The sequence below is a fragment of the Pseudomonas sp. B21-021 genome (genome assembly GCF_024749205.1).
Taxonomy (GTDB): Bacteria; Pseudomonadota; Gammaproteobacteria; order Pseudomonadales; family Pseudomonadaceae; genus Aquipseudomonas; species Aquipseudomonas paraglycinae.
This window is the reverse complement of record NZ_CP087192.1, coordinates 2,055,100-2,072,437: the sequence shown is the minus strand read 5'-3', so window position 1 is coordinate 2,072,437 and position 17,338 is coordinate 2,055,100. Positions and strand designations below refer to the sequence as shown.

The 17,338-nt window shown below is 54.2% G+C and carries 18 protein-coding genes; 5 read left to right on the top strand and 13 right to left on the bottom strand.

The window, feature by feature from the left end:
* Nucleotides 1-173 precede the first annotated feature (173 nt).
* Genes LOY31_RS09340 through LOY31_RS09310 form a run of 7 tightly spaced genes read right to left on the bottom strand, consistent with a single transcriptional unit; the run spans nt 174 to nt 6,726 of the window.
* The gene (locus LOY31_RS09340) at nt 174-1,070 is read right to left on the bottom strand and encodes a nitrilase-related carbon-nitrogen hydrolase (protein ID WP_042571928.1); all 897 of its coding nucleotides are present in this window, start codon (nt 1,068-1,070) and stop codon (nt 174-176) included.
* Complete coding sequence (locus tag LOY31_RS09335) at nt 1,063-2,562, bottom strand: class I adenylate-forming enzyme family protein (protein ID WP_042571929.1); 1,500 nt, start codon at nt 2,560-2,562, stop codon at nt 1,063-1,065. Before LOY31_RS09335 ends, LOY31_RS09340 begins: the two co-directional genes overlap by 8 nt.
* A 45-nt stretch (nt 2,563-2,607) precedes the next feature.
* Nucleotides 2,608-3,090 (bottom strand): MaoC/PaaZ C-terminal domain-containing protein, encoded by a 483-nt coding sequence (locus tag LOY31_RS09330; protein ID WP_042571930.1) that lies wholly within the window; start codon nt 3,088-3,090, stop codon nt 2,608-2,610.
* A gap of 15 nt (nt 3,091-3,105) precedes the next feature.
* Nucleotides 3,106-3,918 (bottom strand): polysaccharide deacetylase, encoded by an 813-nt coding sequence (locus LOY31_RS09325; RefSeq protein ID WP_042571931.1) that lies wholly within the window; start codon nt 3,916-3,918, stop codon nt 3,106-3,108.
* Nucleotides 3,915-5,099: an acyl-CoA dehydrogenase family protein gene (locus tag LOY31_RS09320; protein ID WP_042571932.1), complete on the bottom strand. Its 1,185-nt coding sequence runs from the start codon at nt 5,097-5,099 to the stop codon at nt 3,915-3,917. The genes LOY31_RS09325 and LOY31_RS09320 overlap by 4 nt, the downstream gene beginning before the upstream one ends.
* The gene (locus tag LOY31_RS09315; protein ID WP_042571933.1) at nt 5,096-5,884 is read right to left on the bottom strand and encodes an SDR family NAD(P)-dependent oxidoreductase; all 789 of its coding nucleotides are present in this window, start codon (nt 5,882-5,884) and stop codon (nt 5,096-5,098) included. The genes LOY31_RS09320 and LOY31_RS09315 overlap by 4 nt, the downstream gene beginning before the upstream one ends.
* Before the next feature lie 53 nt (nt 5,885-5,937).
* Nucleotides 5,938-6,726, bottom strand: coding sequence for an aspartate/glutamate racemase family protein (locus LOY31_RS09310; RefSeq protein WP_042571934.1), 789 nt, complete (start codon nt 6,724-6,726; stop codon nt 5,938-5,940).
* Nucleotides 6,727-7,077: 351 nt separating this feature from the next.
* On the opposite strand from LOY31_RS09310, the gene LOY31_RS09305 reads away from it, so the two are divergent.
* From LOY31_RS09305 to LOY31_RS09290, 4 genes are all read left to right on the top strand, one after another.
* Nucleotides 7,078-7,476: a RidA family protein gene (locus tag LOY31_RS09305; RefSeq protein ID WP_042571935.1), complete on the top strand. Its 399-nt coding sequence runs from the start codon at nt 7,078-7,080 to the stop codon at nt 7,474-7,476.
* 17 nt (nt 7,477-7,493) lie between these two features.
* Nucleotides 7,494-9,074, top strand: a complete 1,581-nt coding sequence (locus LOY31_RS09300; protein WP_042571936.1) for an NAD(P)/FAD-dependent oxidoreductase — start codon at nt 7,494-7,496, stop codon at nt 9,072-9,074.
* Nucleotides 9,075-9,361: 287 nt separating this feature from the next.
* Complete coding sequence (locus tag LOY31_RS09295) at nt 9,362-9,763, top strand: thioesterase family protein (protein ID WP_042571937.1); 402 nt, start codon at nt 9,362-9,364, stop codon at nt 9,761-9,763.
* 38 nt (nt 9,764-9,801) lie between these two features.
* On the top strand, nt 9,802-10,410 hold the full coding sequence (locus tag LOY31_RS09290; RefSeq protein ID WP_244976356.1) for a TetR/AcrR family transcriptional regulator: 609 nt from the start codon (nt 9,802-9,804) through the stop codon (nt 10,408-10,410).
* A gap of 39 nt (nt 10,411-10,449) precedes the next feature.
* Here the strand turns inward: LOY31_RS09290 and LOY31_RS09285 are convergent, their stop codons facing one another.
* The 4 genes from LOY31_RS09285 to LOY31_RS09270 all read right to left on the bottom strand — a co-directional run bounded on the left by LOY31_RS09285 (nt 10,450) and on the right by LOY31_RS09270 (nt 14,593).
* Nucleotides 10,450-11,295, bottom strand: coding sequence for an ABC transporter substrate-binding protein (locus LOY31_RS09285; RefSeq protein WP_042571939.1), 846 nt, complete (start codon nt 11,293-11,295; stop codon nt 10,450-10,452).
* Between the two features lie 66 nt (nt 11,296-11,361).
* Nucleotides 11,362-12,021, bottom strand: a complete 660-nt coding sequence (locus tag LOY31_RS09280; protein ID WP_258713135.1) for a TetR/AcrR family transcriptional regulator — start codon at nt 12,019-12,021, stop codon at nt 11,362-11,364.
* Nucleotides 12,022-12,075: 54 nt separating this feature from the next.
* Nucleotides 12,076-12,876 carry a citryl-CoA lyase gene (locus LOY31_RS09275; protein WP_042571940.1) on the bottom strand — a complete coding sequence of 267 codons (801 nt, stop codon included), beginning with the start codon at nt 12,874-12,876 and terminating at the stop codon, nt 12,076-12,078.
* An 874-nt stretch (nt 12,877-13,750) separates the two neighbouring features.
* On the bottom strand, nt 13,751-14,593 hold the full coding sequence (locus LOY31_RS09270; protein ID WP_042571941.1) for an FAD-dependent oxidoreductase: 843 nt from the start codon (nt 14,591-14,593) through the stop codon (nt 13,751-13,753).
* Between the two features lie 556 nt (nt 14,594-15,149).
* Here LOY31_RS09270 and LOY31_RS09265 point away from each other — a divergent pair.
* Nucleotides 15,150-16,118, top strand: coding sequence for a toll/interleukin-1 receptor domain-containing protein (locus LOY31_RS09265; RefSeq protein ID WP_042571942.1), 969 nt, complete (start codon nt 15,150-15,152; stop codon nt 16,116-16,118).
* 87 nt (nt 16,119-16,205) lie between these two features.
* Here the strand turns inward: LOY31_RS09265 and LOY31_RS09260 are convergent, their stop codons facing one another.
* A complete protein-coding gene (locus LOY31_RS09260) occupies nt 16,206-16,664 on the bottom strand; it encodes a hypothetical protein (RefSeq protein ID WP_042571943.1) in 459 nt (152 codons plus the stop codon).
* 94 nt (nt 16,665-16,758) lie between these two features.
* Nucleotides 16,759-17,145, bottom strand: coding sequence for a hypothetical protein (locus LOY31_RS09255; protein ID WP_156149813.1), 387 nt, complete (start codon nt 17,143-17,145; stop codon nt 16,759-16,761).
* Nucleotides 17,146-17,338: the final 193 nt, after the last annotated feature.

Genomic DNA, 17,338 nt, shown 5'->3' with positions numbered 1-17,338 from the left:
TTATCTGCGCGACTTTAGTCATTTTTTCTCTGTCTTATTAACTGAATATCTATGCCTGAACTGAAGTCGAGGCACATCACGGCAGCATTGCTAAATACAATCCCTGTTCGAGGTTACAGCGGGGTTATTTTCTTATCTTTAATGCGGGGCATACCTGCCCCGCGCGCTAACAATTAATTAGCTCGAAAACTTTTATAAAGTTCAGGCCGGCGGTCTTTCAGGTGCCGAACCTCTCCACGCTCCCTGGACAGTCGCAGATTGCCGAGGTTGAGGTCTGCATGGATCAACCCCTCCTCCCCCTCGCTGAAATCGGAAACCGCGTAGGTACCGTCCTCGACATTCATCCGGTTGTCGATCGGGCAAGCGATGAATGCTTCACCCGTCCCGCTAACTGGATAGTCGTTTGGAATGCCCAGATTGCCTACGAGTGGCGAGACGCAGACAAAGATTTGGTTTTCCAGGGCCCTGGCGTGTGCGCTATACCAGCTGCGCCAAGCACCGCGTTTCTCCGTCAGGGTTGGCACGAACAGGACTTCGATGCCTTCAGCCACCAATGCTTGAGTGAGCTCCGGGTACTGCACGTCATAACAGACGAACAAACCGCATTTCACGCCATCGATCTCGAACGCTGACAGGGTTTCGCCACCTGTGCTCTTGATGGCGCGCTCACCACGGGTCAGGTGAATCTTGTCCTGACGCAACTGAGAGCCATCGGGACTGAAAACAAAGGCGCTGTTGAGGCCCTTACCATCTTCCTCATGCCAGAAAGTGCCGCCCACCAGGTAGATGTCGTGTTTCTTCGCCAAAGCAGACATCAGACGCTGGAATTCCGGGAGCATCGGGCTGAACACTTCACGGTAGAAGTCCGACACCTTGGAGTTGTCGATCTCGGCAGCGGTGCCATGAGTCCATAGCAAGCCCATTGCCAGAAACTCGGGTAGAACCAGTACGCGGCTGCCTGCACCCTTGGCATCCACAACGAAGCGCTCAACGTGCTCGGCAAATTGCGCAAACTGCTGGTAGTGCTGAATGCGGAATACTGAAACGGATACCTTCAAATTGTCAGACATGTGCTTTCTCCTTCCACAGCTTCAGCAGTGCTTTTTTGTCAATCTTGCCGGTGCTTCCAAGAGGCATTTCTGCCAGCGCAATGAATTCACTTGGCACTTTGAATTCAGCCAGCATCAAACGGCAGTATTCGGCCAGATCTTCTGGCTTAGGTTGAGTCCCTTGAGCAGCGACGAGGTACGCAACAGGCAGCTCGCCGAACTTCTGGTCTGGAACGCCGATCACAGAAGCCTGGACGACTTGTGGGTGAGACAGCAGCGCCTCCTCCACCTCAGCCGGGGCGATGTTGGCGCCACCTTTGATGATGATGTCCTTGATCCGGCCAGTCAGGTAATAGAAGCCTTGAGCATCCACATGCCCAAGATCGCCGGTGCGGAAGAAACCGCCGACAAAGGCCGCAGCGCTCACTTCAGGCGCTTTGTAATAGCCTGAGGTGGTAGCTGGAGCGCGCACCAGAATTTCGCCAGTCACGCCTGGGCCAACCTCTTGGCCATCACCGTCAACAATCTTGATCAAGACGCATGGGCTTGCTTTGCCGATCGCGCCAGCAGGCACTGGGGTGCTGTCTCCGGAAAATTTGCCAAATACCGGTCGCACCTCAGTGAGTGCGTAATAGTCCTGGATCTCGACACCGAACTTGCTCTTAAAACGGGCACGCAGGTCGCTTGCCAATGGAGCGCCCGCCGAGATGACAGCACGCATGGAGGACAAGTCGAAGTCCAGGCCGTTCTGATCTGCATACTCCAGCATCATGGAGAACATGGTCGGCACACCCTGGAACACGGTGACACCGTGCTCAACGATGGCCTCAAGGGCTTCGCGCGGGTGGAACCGACGCTGGATGATGGTTTCGCACCCGGCCTGCAGCGCCATAGAGGCTGCGGTCGATAGTCCGTAAAGGAAGCCCAGCGGGAGTGCGACCAGCAGCTTGTCACTTGGCGTGACATACCACATATCGATCAGGGAAGCGTTGCCTGCCACCTCAGCCGGCTGACTGTAGAGAACCGCTTTGGGTACCCCAGTGGAGCCCGAGGTGTAGATGATCAGAAAGTCGTTCTTGATCGCCTCAACTTGCTCGACCTCTTCACTACCAGCGATGGTATTGCTGAAAAATTCACTGACTTCAATCAGACTGCAGGCTGTATCACTGACTGCCGTAACGGCATTCTCGTGCAGCTTTTTGTCAGTGAATAAGAATTTCACATCTGCGTGGCCAAGGATGTAGCTGACTTCAGCTGCACTGAGCACCGCATTAATCGGGACGAATGTTCCGCCCATCTTCGACATGGCGTAGTACAACACCATGATCTCAATATTGTTCTCGCAGTAAACCGCGATGGTGGTGTCAGCACTGACGCCTGCGTTTTTCAACAGGACAACAGCTCGATCAATTTCGCGCGCCAACGCACTATAACTGAGCACTTTGTTATCAAACCGCAAAGCCACACTGTCGCTTCGCTCAGTAGCGTGCTCTTCAACAAAACCTACGATCATCTTGCAAAACCTCAAAAATAGTACGTTAGCGGGCGGCCAAACCAGTTACTCTGGTTTGCAGTGCATCATGACCTTCCACTCGCCTTCTTGAACCGACTCGCCGCGCTGGTTCACCAAAGCCACCTGGAAGTTCACAATACCCACGCCTGGCTTTTTGGTTTCGCGCTTGGAGCCAACCTTCTGATTGACATGGATAGTGTCGCCGATCTTGATCGGGCCGCGCAGATCCCAGGTCATACCGAGGAACGCAATTGCAGTGCCTTCTTTAATGCCGAGACGGCTTTCCAAACCGGTTGCGATAGCGAAACCAGCTGGGCCATGCAGGATGCGACCGCCGAATACGGTGTTCTTGGCGAACTCCTCGTCAGTGTGCACCGGGTTATGGTCACCGGTGAGTGCTGCAAACATCACGATGTCAGCTTCGGTGATCGTGCGACGTGGGGAGTTCCACTCTTGACCTTCATACAGCTCGTCGAAGTAGAGAGCGTTTTGGCCGATACCAGCTTCTTGTTTAACAGCAGCAGTCATGATTATCTCCAGCGTTTATTTATTAATCAGGGGTACAGCGTTGATCATGGTCGAGAACACAACATCATCGAAGCTCTGCATGTACTCGATCAATTCTTCCAACATCTTGATACGTGGGCCGCGCCCAATAATTTCCGGATGGCAAGTCAAAGTGAACACACCGTTTTGAGCGCGTGCGGCATCAAACTCGGCAGCCCAGTACTTGTATACATCCGCAGGCAGGCGATTGCCGGTGTTCATCGGCTTCACCATGAACTGGAAGTACGGATAGTCATCAAGTTCCCAAGCAACAGGGAACTCGACCACCGAACTTTCGGGGCCTTTTGTGAAACCTTCTTCGGTAAGGACATCATCAGTACGTGCATAGAACAGTTCAAAGTCGTTAGACATCATGCTGCTGTCGTAACGAAGTCCGAACTCTTCCAGCAAAGGAATGGTGTTCGGGCTCAAGTCCCACGCAGGCGAGCGATAACCTTGGGGACGCACCCCAGTGACGTCTTGCAATACCTTGATGCTCTTGGCCAAAAGCTCACGCTCCTCGGCGAGCTCAAGGTTCACCGGGGACTCATGCAAGAATCCGTGGCACGCGACTTCGTGACCGTCCGCTACAACCTGCTTCACCAAGTCTGGATAGGAGGTTGCAGTGTGCGCTGGCACGAAGAAGGTGGCCGGCACCTCACGACGTTTCAGAACATCCAGGAGCCTCGGCATACCCACATTCGCGCCGTATTCACCCCGCGACAGCGGTGTAGGCGACACTTGCTTGAAGGTGCTAAGCCAGATGGCTACGCCATCGAAGTCGAAGGTCAAGCAGACGGTCGTGGTCATGCTGGCAGCCCCAGAGCGTCCACTTCGCTACCGTCGATGATGCGACGGGCGATAACGATCTTTTGAATATCGTTGGTACCTTCACCTACGATGTAGAGCGGGGCCTCACGGTACAGGCGCTCAACAGGGAATTCGTTGATATAGCCGTAGCCGCCGTGAATACGCAGCGCGTCCTCACAAATTTCTTTAGCCGACTCACTGGCCAGGAGCTTGGCCATACCCGACAGCATGTCAGCGCGATGACCTGCTTCCTTCGCACGAGCAGCTTCTGCTGTCATCAGGCGAGCGGCGACCAGTTTGGTAGCCATGTCCGCCATACGAAGCTGGACGGCCTGATGCTGGTCGATGGTCACGCCGAACGAACTGCGCTCGCTTGCATAACGCTTGGCTTCGGCAAGGGCATTGGCGGCCAGACCGACGGCACTGGCAGCGATGGCAATACGACCGACTTCGAGCGAGTCCAGCAGGTGGCGCATACCCAGACCGGTTTTACCACCGACGACCGCAGTCGCAGGAACTTTGACCTTGGAGAGCAGGATCTCCACGGTGTCGACCTGGGTATAGGCCATCTTGTGGAATTCGCTTTCCACGGTAACACCAGGGAAAGCTTTTTCGACCAGGAACAAGCTGGAGCGTGGACGACCAGTTTCAGCGTCCACGCTTGTACGAGCCAACGTCAGCAACAGCGTGGCACGCTCACCGTTGGTTACGAAAATCTTGGTGCCGTTGATCACGAAGTCGGATTCATCAGACGACGCAACTGTGGTGATCGACTGAAGGTCTGAGCCCGCTGCAGGCTCGGTCAGGCATAGAGCGCCACGGTGCTCACCGGTCGCCATCAAAGGCAGATACTGACGCTTTTGCTCTTCGGTACCGTGCTTGCTGATCGCATACGCCACAGTGCAATGGCTGTTGATGAAGGCAGCCAAGGTTGTCCAACCAGCAGCGATGGTTTCCATCACGGCAGCGAAGACCGGCAAACGCAGCTGGTATCCACCGTACTCTTCCGGAATGGCCAGACCGAACAGGCCCATTTCCTTCATCGCAGCGAGCATCTCTGCCGGGAACGTCTTGCTCAGTTCAAGCTGTTGGACGTTGGGCCGAACTTCCTTGGCGATGTACTTACGGACGGTTTCGAGAATCTCTTTCTCGACGTCGTTGAAGTCATTGAATTGGCTCATGCAGTCCACCCTCCGTCTGCGGCAATAGCTTGGCCAGTGATGTAGCTCGCCTCTTCAGTGGCCAGGAAATAAATGAGGTTCGCGATCTCTTGTGCAGTACCTTTGCGCTGCGCCGGAATGATTCGGCTGATCCACTCAGGATTCGCACCGACCCCACGATTCATGAATTCTGCAGCGGAGCTAACTATCGCAGCCGAGTTGCCACGCACATCCGTGTCGATCGCCCCAGGACAGACAGCGTTGACTGTGATGTTGTGCTTAGCGTGGGTATTGCTGATCTGACGGGTCAGACCCACGACACCAAATTTCGAAGCGGTATAGGACGCGCCGTCTGCGCCGCCAATCAGCCCGCCAATGGACGAGGTGTTGATGATCCGCCCGTAGTTCTGCTTGACCATGTGTTTGATCGCGGCTTGGCATCCAAAGAAGGTGCCTTTGAGGTTGATATCGACCATGTGATCCCAGAGGTTCTCGGTGGTCTCCTCGACGTCAGCCATCCCGTCGAAAACGCCGGCATTGTTTACGATAATGTCGATGCGGCCATACTGGTCGACTGCGCTCTGTACCAGCGCTTCAACGTCCGCCTGATTACGGACGTCTACCTTGACGAACCGGACTTCGGCGCCAGTCTCCGCCAGTTCGCGGGCAACGGTTTCACCGCGCTCGGCGAGAATCCCGCCGATAACCGTTTTCACACCAGCAGCGGCAAATGTCTTGGAAAGCGCCAAGCCAATACCGGACTCGCCGCCTGTGATGACCGCTACGCGGCCTTTGAGGTCAAACATAGGTATCTCCACATCATGGGGCTGAGTCGAAGGACGCAGCCCTTCAAACAGAATTATTTAGCGAAGCGCTGACGGCGCCCGAAGCGCTCACGAACCTCAGCAAACTCTTCTGGGCGCTTCTGGGTCATTTGCTCGTAGTAACCGATGCGGCTGATGCCGTAAGCACCCATTTGCTTCAGCAGGCCGAGAGATTCCGCCATTTTCAGCGCGAAGGTGTTGGGATTGAGGATGGTGGGGTCGCGGTACTGGCCATTGCTGAGCAGCCATTTCTCTGTAGCTGCAGAGATGATGGTGCAGGCCAAGATGACCGCTTCCACGCCTCCAACCTCACGGGCTTTTTCGGACGCCGAAAGTGCGTCACGTGCGACGCCTTCCAGGTCTTTGATCATGTCGGTGATATGCCAGTCGATGTAACGGACATCGCGGCACTTCTGCTCAGCACCGTAGATCTTCACAAGGTCGGTCATATAAGCCGCCGACTTCCGGTGATCGGTCACGAGCAGATAGTCGTAGCCAAAATATCCTACGTGCTGCATCGCTGCCTCAAGCGGCCCGATTACGGGAATGTCCACCAGCTCACGAGCTGCGCGAACGCCTGGGTCGTTGCAGCAACCGATGATCACGGCATCGAAGCCATCTTTCTCAGCTTGGATCACACACTCGAAAAGCTCTTCTTCGACGAGGTGCTTGGGGTACCACCAGTCGCAGTTCTCAGGAACGTTTTCGGTATTGGTGACCACGAGCTCGTTCCCCTGGTTGAGGTACGGCGTGAGGGTTTCAGAGATCAACCCGTTGTAGGCCGGCGTACCGAAGGGGTTGATGAAATTGACGCGAACACCCATAGGAAAAGCTCCGCTGTTGTTATGGCCCCGCTTTGAACGGAGCTTTCGGAAAAAACATACCAGCCGTAATAAAAATTAGACCGTTGAGTCAGTATGATTGAATCTTGCGACGTGTCAATAGGTCACGATCGTCTGGATACGCCCTTGCGTACCCGTACTCAGAAAGGCTCAGAGCGCACCAATTAGCGACGCCCCGCGCCAGATCAGTGCAGGGTGAATCTGCTGACTCGCCTCTTGCACCGTGCCGGTCTGTTGTATAGATTATACCCATCGGTCAGTTTTTTAGTATGACTGGAACAATCAGAGGTGACTCACACCTCCAATTCAAAACAATGATGTGAGGAGCAACGGATGATCAAGGCAGTAAACGTGGGCGCAGGCTTCCCAGGCGTATCCACCGCCACCCTTTCGGGCGAAGGGGAAATTCTTTTTTTGAGCGGCCATTGCCCAACCGATATCAACGGCGACGTTGTCGGGGGCGACTTCGAAGCTCAGGTACGCGCGGTATTTGAAAACCTCAAGGCAACCCTCGCCGAAGCCGGCGTGGGCTTTGAAGCAGTCGCGAAGCTCACTACGTACGTCGCGCACTTCGAGCCATCGATGCTTCCTATCTTCAAGAAAGTGCGAAACTCATACGTGAACGAGGCCTGCCCACCGGCCAGCGCCCTGGTCACCGTACCGATGCTCTACGACCCAGCCGTTTTGATCGAAATCGATGGCTTCGCAGTAGTACCACGTCAACCGAAGTAAATAAGCGAGCGGCCAGAATGTCTCAATTTGATGCTGTAATTGTCGGCGCCGGCCATAACGGCCTGGTATGCGCTGCGTACCTAGCCAAGGCTGGGAAAAAGGTCTGTGTGGTCGAAAGGCGTAACATCGTAGGTGGAGCAGCTCTTACAGAAGAACTGTGGCCAGGCTTCCACCTTTCGGTTGCATCCTATTGGATGTCGTTGATGCAGCCCAAAATCATGCTTGACCTTGACCTGCTCAAATACGGCGTCGAAGTGATTCCGACCCCTCCCGGCATCCATCCATTCCAAGATGGCTCAGTCGTTACCCACTGGTCGGACGTTGACCGGATGTGTGCCGAAATCCGCCGGTACTCTGACAAAGATGCGGACGTCTATCCGGCCTATGTAGAGCACATGAAGAAACTCGTGGGCCATCTTCGCAAGCTGCTGTTTGAGGTGCCTATTGATATCGCGACGGGCAAGGTGAAAGACCTGACTAAGTCTGCCGCGCTTCTGTGGCGTATGAAAGCGGCAGGCCCGATGTTCTACGACATCTGGGATCTGCTGACACTGAGCTGCCACGACTTCCTCCGCCGATGGTTCGAAAGCCCTCAAGTGCTCACAATGTTTGGGTGCTATACCTCTGGCAGCGGCGGCAACATCGGCCCGATGGTTCCTGGCACCGCCTACGTGCTCGCTCGTCCTTACCTTCGTGACGGTACCACCAAGGCAGGCCCAGGGGGGCTGGTTAAGGGCGGTATGGGTGCTCTGGTCAATGCGATCAAGCAAGCATGCTTGGATCATGGTGTTACCATCCGCTGCAGTGCTCCCGTGAAAGAGATCGTTGTCAAAGACAAACGTGCGGCTGGGGTACGCCTCGAAAGCGGTGAGGTTATTCACGCCAAGTCTGTCGTCAGCAATGCGAATGCGAAAACCCTGTTCTTGCGTCTGCTCAAACCTCAGGATCTGCCGCCAGCAGTCATTGATGCCGTGAAACGTATTCGCACCAAAGCGAGCACATTCAAGATCAATATGGCGTTGTCCGGCCTGCCCAAGTGGCAGGGCCTGAAAGCTTCAGACAACCAGACTCCTGGTTCTATCACGATTGCCGAGAACCTTGAAGAACTGCAAACTGCCTTTGAGTCGGCTCAGCACGGTGAGATGGCTAAGCATCCCTATATGTGGATTCTGACCCCAAGCGTATTCGACCCAACAGCAGCCCCTGAAGGCAAACACACCATGAGCCTACTGGGCGGTCATGTGCCTTACGCGCTTCGAGATGGCCGGCCTTGGGACGAGACCACGAAAGAAGAGTTGTTCAACATCGTGGTCAACCAGATAGAACGCTACGCACCAGGTTTCCGTGAACTCGTACTGCACAAACAGGTTCTGGTACCCTCCGACCTAGAGGCAATGTTCGACCTTCCAGACGGACACGTTCACCACGGTGAACTGAGCATCGACCAGATCTTCTTCCGCCGGCCTATCGCCCACTACGCGGACTACCGCTCGCCGATCGCTGGGCTGTATCAATGTGGTGCATCGACACACCCCGGCGGCGGTGTCACGGGTGTTCCTGGCCATAATGCTGCGCAGGTCATTCTCAGCGAAATCTAGTGACTACTGTGGCGAATCCCCCTCTGCTTGGCGGAGGGGGGGCTTGAACCCTATCCTACTCTCTGCTCTTCTGCCGCATTTCCCCGCCCTTCCCTACCGGCTATTTTGCCCAGACATCTGGCACACTGCGTGCGCAAAAGCGATTCTAACGCCGCTTAGCCCATACCAGACTAGCAAGATAAAAAATTTGACGTACTGGTCTATAAAACTGACAATGTACATCCGAGGAGCGTGAAGAACTACTTCAGTCGCTCTCTATCGCATGCCAGTACCGATTGGATGACTGAATGGAAATCACGTACCGAGGTGTTGTTTACCCTGCGCAAACGGATGCAATGGGACATATGACTGTGCAGTACTATGTGGCCGCCTTCGATCAAGCCTTCTGGCACCTGATCCACTCGTTGGGCTATAACGCCGACTGGCGCTTTGAGCGCAAGGAAGGTTGGGCAGATGTTCGTTACGAGATTGATTACAGAGCTGAATTGAGGGTCGGTGACCTGTTTAAGGTGGCAAGCACAGTTGAGAAAGTCGGCAACTCCTCCATTGTCACTCGTCATCAGATGTACAGCGCCAAAGCTGAGCTCTGCGCAGAAATCCAAATGACGTCGGTCTATTTCGATTTGGAGCAGCGGACTTCCAAGGCCATACCGAGTGCCATTAAAGAAGCAGCCGTGAGCAGAATCTAACTGCCTAGCTATCTTTAACCTTTATCCAGGTGGTTACCTTGAATACTGTCGATTTGCGCGACCAACTTAAGCAAAAAAAACAAGCCTACGTCCAGGACGAGATTCTCGCTTCTGCCGCCACCTTATTCGCTGAGAAAGGGTTCCGCGCCATCACTATTAATGATGTTGCTGCCAGCCTGGGCTATACCAAATCGGTCGTTTACTACTATTTCAAAAACAAAAATGAGATCTTGTGGCAAATCTTCAACCGCATGCACCAGTGCTACGAAGACACGATCGTAGGAATTTTGCAGGAACGCCTGCCGACAGAAGAAACCCTCAAGAAGATCTTGTGCCAGCACGCTCTCAATGTGATGCAGCGTAAGGATTGGACGGCAATCTACTTTCGCGACGAAAGCGAGCTTGAAGAGCCGCAGCGCCTGCTTATTCGCAAGCGTAAGCGTGAATACGACAAGATGATCGAGGGCGTTTACCAGCAGGGCGTGGATGAAGGCTTTTTCAAGCCAGTGCCCACGCACATCGCGGTGAGCGGGTTCATGGGCATGTGTAACTGGCTGCACACCTGGTTCGACGAGAACGGCAAGTTGAGTGCCCATGAGATTGCAGAGACATACGTAGACATGATGGCCGGCGGTTATCGGAAATAAAAAAGCGCCTCACAAGAGGCGCTTTTTGTTTCAACACATTTACTGATCTGCGTAACGGGGCTCTCCGACGTCCGCGCCATCTGCTCGCAGGCCGTGGTCGGTTAGTAGGCTCGCCAGCTTGCCCGACTCACGCAAGTCCTTGATGGTTACGTTAATCGCGGCGCCCAGGTCAGGATTGCTCTTGCTGTAAATAAACGCCGTTTGTGCCGGATATACTGAAGACTTCACCTTCTCGTCCGGCTTCGCGACCTTGATCTGAATGTCTTTGCCGACACCGCCCTTCTTCTGACTTTCAGCGCCGATTGCATAGGTGTTGACCGCAGCGTCGATGCGACCACTGTTCAGATCCTGAGAAAGCGCCACAGCGTTCGGATAGAGCGACAGCTTGTTACCGTAAAGTTTCTTCAGCTCCGGCACCCAAAGGTAGCCAGTCACAGTACCAACCTTGCGATTCGTTAGCTGATCAAAGGTATCGGCGCCATCACGCGAGTAGATGGCGGTCTGCTCCAAGTAGACGGGGTCGGAGATGCCCATGACTTTCGAACGCTCGAAGGTGCGATACCAAGCGCCGACGGAGATGTCTGATCGAGACGCCACGACGTACTGAATCGAAGCGGCTGAATCGGTGACGATGTGATTAACCTTCAGGCAGTTGTCCTTTGCGATCTGCTGAACAATTTCCCCGTCCACGCCGCTGAACCGACGGGCCTGGTCATCATAAGCAAACGGCGGCAACACTACCGAGGTCACTGTCAGCTCGCCAGGCTGGATGGTTTTGAAGGTATGCAGTGGCTTGCACTCCTCCGCCACCACAGAAGCCGAAATGGCTAGAGCTAGAACCGAAGCGCCCATGCCCAGCAGACCTTTGATGCTTTTATTTTTCATCGTCTCACCTAGCTTTATGAATTAACCGAGGGAACTTGAGCTTCAGCAAAGCTTCGCTCGCGCGAACTATTGCTTGCTCAAAACAGCTTGAAGCACGAACTTCTGGATCTGCTTGACCAGAGAGGCGACGCAAACGTCGCTTCCCCACTCCTTGGTGAGCGCGCCATCCAAGGTGGCGCAAATCGTCCCTGCGGTCATGCCGTCATCTTGGGCATGAAAAACGCCCCTCATTCGACCTAAAGCGATAACGCCAGACAACAGCTCGACAACTCGAACTCGAATTCGGTTGATATCCGCCTGCTGCTCAACAAGCAGATTGCAAGTTTCACGTCTCGACACGATATAAAGCGAGCGATTTTCAAGTGCGATGGTCATGTATGTTTTGACGAAGGATTCGAGCGCACTAATAGCATTGCGGCGACTTTTTAGTTCCTTTGTGACCGCATGCAACAACAGTGAGTCGAGCTCCTCAATGAAGTCAAACAAAAGAGATTGTTTGCTCTCGATGTGGTTGTACAAAGACCCGGCCTGGATTCCCACAGCATCGGCAAGTTGCCGAAGGCTGACAGACTGAAACCCTTTAGTCGCAAATAATTCCAATGCGGTGCGCCGTACAGCAACCGACTTGCACGAGCCGCTTTCAATATTGGCATTGGTGGCGAACGAGCTGGCAAGACTTCCCATATTGATACCACCAATCTCGTACAACATGTTGCTGTCGTACATATCGAAGAAGTTTCTGTGAAATGCTGCCGCCTGTGGGAGCGGCAGCAGTACAGCTTAAAACCCGCTTTTTTTCAGATCTTCTGCAAAGTTCCGGCGGTCGCGAGCGTAGTCGACCTCACTGTCGCTGATTGCGCGAATGCGAACCTTGCTCTGCAGTTCCTCAGAAATGTGTGCGACCACACCTGGCATCGTGGAGATCACCGCGAGGCCAGTCATCTCTGCCGGGGTAAAGCCCATCTGAGCCAAAATCGCACCCATCATGCCGACTTCGTTGATAACAATTTCGGGCTTGTTGGCTTGTGTGGTAAAGGCCTTGTGCACCGCCTCATACCATTCGCAGATGTCACCCCATACGCCTGTTTCGACAGCCAGGGCCTTGAGTTGCTGGGCACGCGGGTCGGTATATCGGAAGACTGGGTGGCCCAAACCCGGTACACGCTCTTTGCGCGCACGCATACCCTCCACCAAGGTATTGGCCGAAGCTTCGAAGTCCATCGCGTCTGGGGAGAAGGTAGCGTTGAGGAAATTGCCGGTTTGATCAGGGGCCAGCGAATACTCACCAGCGGACAAAACTGCAGTGGCCAAGCCTGCGACCATACTCGGGTTGCTGGAAACGCAGAAGCGTGCAGCAGCAGTACCAGGCTTCTTCAACGCGTAATCCAAAACCGAGCACAGGATGCCATCGATCATCCTGGACTCGCCGGCATTCGGTAGGCGTCCACGGATCAGCAGATAAGTTGCCGACGCGAAGCTCAGCTTGCCGATTAAATCGCCTAGGTCATAGCCCCGGATGTAGACAGCGGACTCCTCGACGTCGCTAACCGAGGTGCTCCAATACCGTTTTTCTGTAGTCATTGCTGGTTCCTATGGAATGTTGCCCGTGCCATTCACCAAGACGGCCCGATAACTCGACTGTATTCCAGGTACTTTTTTTTGTCCAGCGGGTACGTAAAAATGATTAATGGGTTTTGTTTCCCTCCCCCGCTCGGTAGCACTATTAGGCAGGCACAGCGTTCTGCCCCCCCGCGACAATTCGAGGAGCGATGACACGCAGATCTCACTGGTGGGCGAGAGCTTCTCAGACCCTTCTGTGGGCTCCCTGCGGGGCACGAAATACAGCGCAAGACCCAACGATGCCATGCGTGTCATCGCCGTAGACATCGGTAGCACTGAAGACCATTGAACAGAGGGTGGAAAATCGAAACCGCCGAAAAATAGCCACTCGTTTCGACGAACTCACGCAGAGCAACACAGCCAGCGTCGTACCCACCTAAGCTACGTTATATGTTGAGAGGCGACCCAATCGGGAGCTAACTTGAATAATTATCTAGGCTAAAATTTTCATTACGCTATTAGCCCCGGAATTTTTGTCTCAGGTTAGACAATACCGTAATCGGCAGAGTATCGATTACCAAGATCATACTTTGATTTGATCTACTGAAGCCGCGCTCGTGCTGAACCCGCATAGGATCTTTAAGAAAAAAACGTGGCATTTATCCGGGGCACCACATGAACAAGGAACATTGGATCACAGTCCTTTTGAACGACCCCTTGAATTTGAGGAAATTTATTCTTTACCAGAAGAGAACTTTGAGCTTACTCGCTAATTATAATTGCGCGAACTAAAAGCGGTACTGCTAGTTAAAGCTCGCCACCAGGGCCGAGCGCGCTGGAGGCGAGATTCAACACATAAAGTTATGATTCAAAATATGAAGCGCATTGCCCCTAGTCAGACCCCAGCCCAAGGTATATCTCGCGCTGTGATCCCTTTCTTCAATGTGAATCCTGCTCCCATGCTTGGAGAGGAAACCAATTCTGCGACGATCTGCCCCACACCTAAGGCGCAGATCGCGTCTACGTCATGTCCGACGGCTACAATTGCTCCATCTATCCCTTCGGGCCGTCCCACGTAGGGTTTCCCGAAAGGTGTAAAAGGCACATCCACCAAATCATCGCCAGCAGCGACGCGCTCTTCTTTAAGCCCTAAATCAAGGTTCAGGCATCCCTCGAATCTCGAACTGAGGGCACCCGCAGCAACAATGGTTTCGTCTGCCAGGAACTGGCCAGCTGAGGTCGATGCACCGACGACTTTATCGCCTGCCATGATGAGCTCGGTTACTTCGAGCTGTTCAAAAATTCGCCCACCGCGATCGTTCACGACGTTCCTCAAGTCCATCAGCATTTCATGCATCGACAACTCATTACCCAAGGTGCCTTTACGCACGCTGTGGGCCGTGATCGTCGACTGAGAGATGAAGCAGAACCGACTCACCAGGCGCATGTTATAGCCAAGATCCTCGAACAGGGGTAACACCAGCTCGCTCCCGCGTTTGGCCAGTTCTGAACTCTGATCACCGCCGCCGATGCAATCAACGAAGGGAGTACGAGGCCCTTTGATGCCCACCTTCGATTGCTCAATCAAGGTGACTCGCATACCGGCCTTTTGCAGGAAGTAGGCGGAGCAAATTCCAACCGCTCCCCCTCCGATGATGATCACATCTAGTCCAACATATTTATCCACAGCGTGTACCTCGTGGTTGCCAGTGCCGGTATGTCCCGCAATCGGCTTCACGGAGCTCCAATATGGAACATACCCGAAAGACTGTTTTGCATACCCTTCGGTCAGTATTTGGATCTGAGCCTCACCTGTCAATCAATTCGAGTAGTCCGGTGCCCCCTGAGCAGACAAATGGCGGTAGGCTAAGCGCTGCCCCGCAGTATCTATAACCTGCGCCCAGATCAAAGGCACACTGTCCCCCAGCGCCTGGAGACACCCAGAGTTGCTGGCATCTGCCACCACTGCTGTGGATGGGGTCTAGGGTTTCAGACACGAGCACCTCGCGCCTGTGGCCAACGTTGGATGAATGGGTTTAACGTTGCTTCTGCCGAACCTGCTGCGGAACAGTTTCCCAGGGTTCTTCGCAAGCGACGGCAGCTATCTTTTGAAAGAGATTCGGCGTGAACCTCCACACTTCCGACCGCGTAGGTTATTCAGGAACTTATGGTATCGCTGCTTCCGTAGGCTCATCAGGCGTCACGGGAGTTATCGATTCCCAATGCTTTGGCCTGTACTTCGGCATCGGACAGCCCCTAAGATCTAAGCCATCACCATCCATGGAGCGCCGATCTTGCCAAGCGTTTTTTTTTCATACTGCCATGCCGATGAGGTGCTTCGTGATCAGCTGGAAAAACAGCTATCGATGCTCAAGCGCCAAGGCGTTATCGACACTTGGCATGACCGCAGGATCGGCGCTGGTCAAGAAATCGATGCAGCCATTGACAACCACATCAACAGCGACGAAATCATCCTTCTCTTGGTCAGCCCGGACTTCATCGCCTCTGATTATTGCTACAACATCGAGATGGCTCGCGCCATGGAGCGCCACGCCGCGAAGGAAGCGATCGTGATCCCTGTGATTTTGCGCGCGTGTGATTGGCATCATGCTCCGTTCGGTAAGCTGCTTGCCACGCCTGAGGATGGTAAACCCGTCACCCTGTGGCCTGACCGCGATGTAGCTTTCCTGCAAGTAGCGCAGGCAGTGCGTAAAGCTGTAGAACGATGCCGCAAGGATGTGCCCATTCCTTCATCGCAAATCGCGCGCTCGGCGCCAGCTATTCCACAGCCGCCCTCCTCGCTACCGGCCACCGCCCCCCGGTCGAGTAACCTTAGAGTAGCCAAGAGCTTCACCCAACGGGACAAAGATCAGTTCTTGCTGGACACCTTCGAATACATCGCTCGCTACTTCGAGAACTCCCTACAAGAGCTTCAAGCTCGTAATCCTGGTTATGAAGGTGTGTATCGTCGAATCGACGCCAATCGCTTTTCTGCGGTCATCTATAAGGACGGACGGGACGTTGCTAGGGGGACGGTGTTTACAGGGGGTCAGATGGGTGCCGGGATTTACTACAGCCAAGGCGATTCGTTCGCGGGCAACAGCTACAACGAGTCACTATCGGTAAACGCTGATGATCAGACCCTGTACTTAAAAACCCTGGGCATGTCCCACTTTTCCGGACACGACCAGAAGCTTTCTCAAGAAGGTGCTGCGGAGGCGCTCTGGGGAATCGTCATCACGCCATTGCAACGCGAGAGATAACCTTTCCTGATCAACCTCAGAGGCGTAGTCATGGCGTGAAGGCGTGACGAGCACCGAGTGCTTATCGCCTGGAGTCGATGTCTGCCATCACTTGGGGCGCTTCGAAGCAATAAGGGCATCGAACGCCCTCTTGCTCGAAAGTCCCTCCCGCATCTTCGCGACCAAGAATTCCGCATCCAACCCTGCAGGGTCAAAATGCTCTCGGGCATGCCGAACGATGCTCAACCAGAGTTCAAAAGGGACTGCTGTGTTATCACCATTTCTGCATCGATAACTTGGACGCTGAAGCAACGCCGGCGTTCGTAACACTAGGTCGTCACACAGCCGTTGGAAAATTCCGAAGGGTGTCTCGCTCATCCCGATTAGGGAGGGATGGGTGAGGCGGCTGATCGATTGGATAGCTGACTCGGTATCGACGGTGTGCAGGCTCGATAAAAAACGTACATCGGCCTCGAACACCGCTGACCCGATTGACGCTACTAGTCGTTCAATAGATTCGAGTTCTGACAGGTTGTCACGGCCCAGCGTTCTTACGTGCTGCTCCATCATTCTCCTCCTGCGGACTAATTCCCTGCTTCCCACGTTCAAGAGACCACTCTGCCCCACCGGAGTAGCATCGTGGGCATCCGGGAAATTGCTGTTATTCGTCATCGAGTGCCAATCGATGTTGTTCCACGTGCGCCACTTCGCGCTCCCAAGCCTCTAGAAAATCAGTCCAATCATGCCAGTAGAATCCTGCCTCCACGCGACCTGCTGGCCCCAGAGCCACCGCGAAGCGGGATCTCCAAGGTTCTGGGATATCTGCTTCCCGAATAATCCAGCATCCTACGGGATGAGCCTCCCTGGGCAGCCGAACTAACTCAGCGTGGTCGAGATGGCAGGCGCTCAATGGAAGTTCATGATCAAGTCGTTCAAGCTCATCCAATCGTTCCAGGATCGCTCGTGCGCTTTGATCGCCTGGTACCAGTTCAGCGAGCTGCCATAGCGCCTTCCTTCGTTCTCGTTCTCGTAGCCAGATATCACTCATCACGACGCCCTGGGAGCACGTAAGTACTCATAGTTAGTTGAGTGGGTGCTGCGCAGTTGTCCGTTAACCTTATCCATAGATTGCAAGTCCAGGCTACGCCTCGCAAGCGAAGGTCGGACGGGAGGTGGGGAGGTCAGTTTCATAAGTTAACGGCCTCTCGACTACGCATCCGCAACGCATGTCGAACTAACGT